Genomic DNA, 1,138 nt, shown 5'->3' with positions numbered 1-1,138 from the left:
ACAAGCCATTAATGGGCTACGAGCCATTTTGTCGCAGATTGACGATCTTTCGACGTCACTGCGAACGTGGTCGGGCTCGACGTTGGATTTGTTTTTGCTAGAGATGAAAGTCAACGTAGCGGCTGCGCGCCAAATCGTGATGTTCAGTATCATTTTTACGCTGCTGTCGGTGCTGTTTATCTTCAGTGTGTGCTTGGTTGCGGGTGTAGTGACATACCACTTTACCGCTCAACTACTGCTAAGTGTTGGCGTGTTTATTGTGTCGTTAGGTCTAGCGTTAGTTGGGTTAGCGTGGTGGCAGAAGCGGCTGACACACTTCCTTGGTTTCAAAAATACAACCGACCAATTGCAGGAGGGCTGGCATGCGTTCTCTAACCAAACTCGACCGAGCCATGCAGATAAAACGCATCGAGGGTAAAGCGGCTTTGGAGCAATGCTTGCTGGATAAGCAAACCCTCAAATTTACCTCGAACCGATTCGTGCAAGAAAACCCGTGGACTGCGCTTGGGTTGAGCGCTTTTGCCGCGATTGCTGTTGCGAAAGCTGGGCGACTGTCTCGCGTCACGTCATCTCTCTCCTCCATCAGTTTGCTGCTCAATGGCGCGATGGATTTGAGTGGTCAGCTAGCCAAATCTTCTTCGTCGTCTGCTGCATCCTCAAAAGAAGCAGGTGAAGAAGCGGTTCAACCTTCCGATTTACCACCTCATCAGTAGAGGACGCGCATGAATGGAAAATTAAACCTTCCCATCAATACCGTGATTGGCGTGTCTCTGCTGGTGTTATTGCTTGTTCCTGCACTCTACTTCGCCAAACCGGTGCTGTTACCTATGGTGATAAGTACGTTCGTGGCACTGCTGTTTAGCCCGTTGATCAATTATTTTGAAGATAAAGGCCTGCCACGCACGATAACTGTGGTGGTGACGTTGACGTTATTGGTGAGTGTTTCAATACTCGGTTTAGCGGCGATATCAGAACCCGCGAAACAATGGTGGGCTGAGTTGCCAAGCATCGTCCAAAACGTTTCGCAGGAAGTGAATGAAGTGACCAAAGCGTCGTCAGAGCACATGAATGCGCCGCTTGAGATCGCCAGTGACATGAACATTGACGAGATGGGCAACAACACGGTGTTTTCTCTGCT

At 49.6% G+C, this 1,138-nt stretch carries 3 protein-coding genes; all 3 read left to right on the top strand.

From position 1 onward, the window contains the following. The coding region (locus tag R8N46_RS25175) for a phage holin family protein (protein ID WP_318189770.1) at positions 1 to 418 on the top strand (418 nt) is incomplete at its 5' end. Then, complete coding sequence (locus R8N46_RS25170; RefSeq protein WP_318189769.1) at positions 363 to 713, top strand: hypothetical protein; 351 nt, start codon at positions 363 to 365, stop codon at positions 711 to 713. The genes R8N46_RS25175 and R8N46_RS25170, both read left to right, overlap by 56 nt. Before the next feature lie 9 nt (positions 714 to 722). Further along, positions 723 to 1,138: AI-2E family transporter (locus R8N46_RS25165; protein ID WP_318189768.1), on the top strand; the 416-nt coding region annotated here is incomplete at its 3' end.

Origin of the sequence: Vibrio sp. 1874, assembly GCF_033344395.1 — a bacterium.
Lineage (GTDB): Bacteria > Pseudomonadota > Gammaproteobacteria > Enterobacterales > Vibrionaceae > Vibrio > Vibrio alginolyticus.
Note: the sequence above shows the minus strand (reverse complement) of the source record. Positions and strands in the feature narration are given on the sequence as shown.